Origin of the sequence: Sphingomonas sp. PP-CC-3A-396, assembly GCF_004343105.1 — a bacterium.
Lineage (GTDB): Bacteria > Pseudomonadota > Alphaproteobacteria > Sphingomonadales > Sphingomonadaceae > Sphingomonas.
Window position 1 is genome coordinate 1 of the sequence record NZ_SLYF01000024.1, and the last position, 4893, is coordinate 4893.

A 4893-nucleotide genomic window follows, 5' to 3' on the forward strand; every position below is an offset into this window, starting at 1 on the left:
GCCACCTTCGGGCTCATTTGGTTCTCGAACCGCTCGAGATTGGAAATCGCTGACACCGACCGCGCTGTTCACGACTTTCCACACAGTCTGCTTGATTTTTGCATCAGGAACGGCTGAATGGAAGAAAAGCTGTCTTTCCGCTTTGGGTGAAACCCGACCCATAGTGACGTTTTACCGTCCTGCCGCAGGTTTGCGCGTTCGTTGAATAAGTGCTGCGACCGCGCATAGCAGCCAAAAGATGCCCCCAATAGCATGACAGGGCTTGGCGCTGGGTTATCCCACCACAGCCACGAAGGCTGCCGCCAATCAGGGCAGGTAGCCAAATGGAGACAGCGTATCGATCGGTTCGGTGAACCCGCATGCGGCCGTTCTACAGCCAATGGGAGCGGACGCAAATAGGGCAGCTGTCGGCTTTCCCAAAGAGGATCGAATTTGGAAAATGGCCGGGTGGGAAGTCGAAGCAAAACGGAACAAACCGTCGGAAACTAATATGACGGGTATCGTTTATGCCTTGCCGTGGTCGTCCTCGGCCGTGGCCGGTCCGTCCTTGCTACCCTGTGGGGACGGGCCGTTGTTCCCCCATCAGTGGCAAAACGGATAGGGGCTATAACGCCAGGCCGGAAGCACTGTGCTTTGTGCTTTGTGCGAGGCCAGCCCCCTAGTTCCTTTCTTCGGCTCTATCCTGCTGCTCGTTGTCGTTGTCGGCACTGTCGACCAACGGTGCGACGGCTTCGAACACGACCCCACCAGGAAGGTATGAGATTTTAGCCGTTCCACCGGTTTCATGCGCCAAAACACGCTGGATGAGCTGTGTGCCAAAGCTGGTCCGCGTTGGCGGTTCAACCGGTGGGCCTCCTGACTCAACCCATGTGAGGTGGAGATCATGCGGCTGCCAGCCGTCCATGACCTTCCAGCTCAGATCAATCACGCCCTCGGCGGTCGATAACGCGCCATATTTTGCCGCGTTGGTTGCAAGCTCATGGAGGGCAAGGGCGAATGCGACGACAAGGCGGGGCGGGAGCTGAAGGTCCTCACCGGAAAGCTTGAACCGTTGACCGTCTTCCACCCCGAAGGCGGTAAGCGTGCGCTCAACCAGCGCACGCAAGGACGTGCTCTCGAACCTGCCACTGATCAGCAAGTCGTTCGCGGCGGACATCGCGTGGATGCGTGCTTCCAGCGTCGTGCCGGCCTCCTGCACAGAGGTCGCCCGGCGCATCGTTTGCGAGACGATCGCCTGCAGCGACGCGAGGGTATTCTTCACCCGGTGGCTTAGCTCATTAGCCAAGAGGGTCCGATGCTCCTCAGCGCGCCTCCGTGCGGTCACGTCCTGCGTCGTCCCGACGAGTGCCAACGGTGTGCCATCGGCGCGGTAGCTCGCCTGTCCCCGGATCTGTACCCAGCGCTCCTCGCCTGCCGGCGTCCGCAAGCGGTACTCGAGGTCCAGCAGCGATCGGTCGCGTACGGCATGCTCTATGCCATTGATCTGCAGCTGCCGATCTTCCGGGTGGATCGACTCTCGCAGTTCGTCGAGGGTCAGAGGATCGGTCGGGGCACGACCGCATATCCTCTTGCACTCGGCAGATGCCGTCAGCCGGTACGTATCGAGATTAATGCTCCAGGATCCCAGACGGCCGGCATCAAGGGCAAACTGAAGTCGCTGCTCGCTCTCCTGAAGCTCGGCAATGCGGCGTTCCACCTCTGCTTCTAGGGCATCGCGATCAAGCTGAAGGTTGACGAGGCGTTCGCGCTCGAGAGTGACGTCGTACTGCGAGGCAAAGAAATAGAGCAGTATCCCGTCGTCGTTGAACACGGGTGAAACCAGCAACCGGTTCCAGAAATGTGTGCCGTCCTTCTTGTAGTTCAGCAGGTCGAGTTCGATCGACTCCCGCGCACGTATCGCGTCCCGCACCCGGCCGACGTCGGCCATGTCTGTGTTCGGTCCCTGCAGAAACCGGCAGTTGCGCCCCATGATCTCGCTGCGGGCATAACCGGTCAGCTTCCCAAAGGCGTCGTTCACAAACACGATGGGATTGTCGGGCAACCGGGGGTCGGTGATGATCATCGGCATGCGCGTTGCCCGCACGGCCGAGGCAAAAGGGTCAGATCCGCTATCGCCGCGCGTCAGCTCGCGGACGATCCGCGCTTCTTCCTGGATATCTCGCACACGTCACTCCGTTCGCGTGCTCAACGGGCCTTACGACGTTGGACGCTGCGTTTTTTTAGTCCTTTAGTGTCAGTAGGCTATGATGGCTATTGTGACAAAACTACTCGGTTAACAGCCTGCAAACGACACCCGGCATGGCCCGTGAATACGGCCATGCCGCAGTCGCATTCCCAGCAAACCGACCAGAAACCCTCGCGCGCCGCAACTCGGCAGATAGCGGGCGGGTTAGGGCTCCATGACACTTTCAACCGTACCCTACGCCCTTGTTGTCGATGATGATCCGCTCATCATGATGGATACGACTGCCATCCTCGAAGACGCTGGATTCCGCTTCTACGAGGCCATGGATGGCGACGAGGCGAAGCGCGTCTTAGCCACCAACTGGGAAAGCATCGTACTGTTGTTCTCTGACGTCGACATGCCCGGCGATACCAACGGTTTTGCGTTGGCGCGGCATGTCGCCGAACGCTGGCCTGCGATCGAAATCGTCATCGCATCCGGTCATGTTCTACCGAAAGCGGGCGAGATGCCCGAAAAGGCTACGTTCATCTCCAAGCCGTTCAATAAGCAAATGGTGCACCAGCATTTGCGGAACATGCTCCCGGACAACAAATTACCGGAGCCGCTTAAGAGGGCGGTTTGATCAACGACACAGCTTATTGGTTAAAGGCGAAACGGTCGAGATGGGGAGGAATGATATCAATGTCGAACGATCGGGATCACGTTGATTGCGGAAGCTAACAACGCACCAACGACCGTGAGGCCGAGCTGGTCCGCGAGTTCAAGTAACACCTCCAATTCGTCCTTCAAATCTTGGGCCGTCAGCGGGGTATCGGAGCTCATAGAGACAGTATATCTGTCTTAACCCGAATACGTCGATAGTATGGATGCGCGAGGCTCACTGCGATTTCTACTACTGCTCGTAAGCTAGCTCAACGGATGGCGGCTATCGGAAGATCTGATCGCACGCCCAAACGTCCAAATTTGAGCGGAAGCGGAATGGTCGATATGGGAAGGATTCCAGACCGACCGCTTTCGGGAAGGCAGGCGGCAATAGCCGACATTGCCAAGCTGCCGTTTTTCTCAAAGACGATCAGGAAATGGGAATGCGTGCGCCTTCTCAATCCCGTGATTGAACCGGAATCAAGAAGGGATGAGCCAGTCCCGGATCAATCCTACGGCGTTCTCAGCGCCCGCCTCTTAGATCGCGCCTCGGTCGGCGAAAGTACGAAAGCGAGACTCAGCAACTGTTCACGCCCATCAGCCTTCGGTTGGCTGGTCAGTTCACCCAGGCGGGCGAGAAGGGCGTTGACCTCCGCAACGTCTGCCGCTGCGAGCCATCCCTTGTTGCGGGAAGCCCAAAGCGTCCGTGCCGGACCGGCAACCACCGTGTCACTCCGCCCCAGCGCAGCTTGGAAGTCCCGATCAGCAATCTGCAACAATCCATGGATGAAAGCGCGCAGCTCTGCCGCATTGCCATTCGGGCCAAGGTCATAGGAAAGGCGTAGCGGGCCATCACCGCCGCCTACCAGGCGGAAGCGGCGCTCCCCGCCCTCGCTCGGCAGTTCTTCGACCAGCCCCCCCGCCACGAGCGCGCGCAGATGGTAATAGAGACCGTCGGCTGGTCGCCCGAGCTGTTCCGCCAAACTCGCGACGCCGGCCGCACCACCGAGCGCGGCAAGCGTATCAACCATCTCCTGTCGCACCCCGGAACTAAGAAGCCGCACCTGCGCCGGATCGCGGATTAGCCGCAGGTCGTCACCTTCATCCACTAGCCTAGACTCCTGTTGAAACATAGCCCATATATTTCAACAAGCCAATCCGGGGAAGAGACTCTGGCGGCGGTTTTAGAATTGGGACGACTGTGGCATCGCATATGGGAACGCTCCTCTCGGCCGCCTTGATGGCTTTTGCCTCGTCGGGAACCGCCTCGGCGCAGACGATCGCGCCGGGGGCATTACAGGCTGACCTCCGCTTCGCACTCGATACGATCGAACGTCAGCACCCCGACCTTGCCCACTCGGTCACGAAGGCGGCACTCGAAAGAGGGGCCGACAGGGTGCGAGCGCAACTCGATCATCCGATGGATCAGGCGGAAGCCTGGGCGAAACTGGCTCAACTCAATCCCGTCCTCGCTGACGGTCATCTGTTCATCGGCCTACCCGACTGGCGGGGGCAAGGCGCGCAAGCGGTTCGGCAGGGTACGGGCTTCTTCCCATTCGAGGTGGCGATTGATGCCCGAGACCATCCGGTCATCGTCTCGATGCTGGGGGGGGGATCGACACCGCTCGCAGGTCGCCGCATCCTACGGATCGGCGAGCATGATGCGCGCCACGTCGCCGGTTCGTTGCTGGCGCGGACGCACGGAGACACGCCCGCCTTCCGCAGAGCCCTGCTGGCACAGCGCTGGTGGCTGTTCCACGCGAAGCTTTACGGAACACCGGCCGACTACGACCTGGTCCTAAGCGGCTCCCGCAAGCGCCTGACTGTCCCGGCCGAACACACGCTGCCAGCGATCCTCCAGCGGGATGCCAGCTTTGATCGGCTGTTCGCGTGTCGCATCGATACGGACAAATCGGCGCGCCTGACGGTCGCGTCGTTCGTGTGGGAGGACAAGGCGCGCTTTTTCCAGTTCAACCGCGCCGCCATGCGGTCGAGAACGGCCTCGTTCTCCAGACGCGAGACGCGGCGGAATGACCGAGTACAGCGCGATCTCAGTGCGCACGCCT

Annotated in this window: 5 protein-coding genes; 2 read left to right on the forward strand and 3 right to left on the reverse strand. The window is 60.0% G+C overall.

What is annotated here, in order from left to right:
* Positions 1-658: 658 nt before the first annotated feature.
* Positions 659-2164 (reverse strand): PAS domain-containing protein, encoded by a 1506-nt coding sequence (locus C8J40_RS19960; RefSeq protein ID WP_132898520.1) that lies wholly within the window; start codon positions 2162-2164, stop codon positions 659-661.
* Positions 2165-2399: 235 nt separating this feature from the next.
* Here C8J40_RS19960 and C8J40_RS19965 point away from each other — a divergent pair, with 235 nt between their 5' ends.
* Positions 2400-2807 carry a response regulator gene (locus C8J40_RS19965; RefSeq protein WP_132898521.1) on the forward strand — a complete coding sequence of 136 codons (408 nt, stop codon included), beginning with the start codon at positions 2400-2402 and terminating at the stop codon, positions 2805-2807.
* 56 nt (positions 2808-2863) lie between these two features.
* On the opposite strand, the gene C8J40_RS20525 is transcribed toward C8J40_RS19965, so the two are convergent.
* Together C8J40_RS20525 and C8J40_RS19970 are read right to left on the reverse strand one after the other, a co-directional pair.
* Positions 2864-3007, reverse strand: coding sequence for a hypothetical protein (locus C8J40_RS20525; RefSeq protein WP_165911559.1), 144 nt, complete (start codon positions 3005-3007; stop codon positions 2864-2866).
* Positions 3008-3339: 332 nt separating this feature from the next.
* On the reverse strand, positions 3340-3936 hold the full coding sequence (locus C8J40_RS19970) for a helix-turn-helix domain-containing protein (RefSeq protein WP_207901328.1): 597 nt from the start codon (positions 3934-3936) through the stop codon (positions 3340-3342).
* A 311-nt stretch (positions 3937-4247) separates the two neighbouring features.
* On the opposite strand from C8J40_RS19970, the gene C8J40_RS20530 reads away from it, so the two are divergent.
* Positions 4248-4893 (forward strand): hypothetical protein (locus C8J40_RS20530; protein ID WP_207901330.1); only part of this gene is annotated, 646 nt, incomplete at its 3' end.

Excerpts from the sequence above, each read along its gene's own strand:
- C8J40_RS19965 (WP_132898521.1), top strand. The coding sequence starts at position 2,400 with ATGACACTTTCAACCGTACCCTACGCCCTTGTTGTCGATGATGATCCG.
- C8J40_RS20525 (WP_165911559.1), bottom strand. The coding sequence starts at position 3,007 with ATGAGCTCCGATACCCCGCTGACGGCCCAAGATTTGAAGGACGAATTG.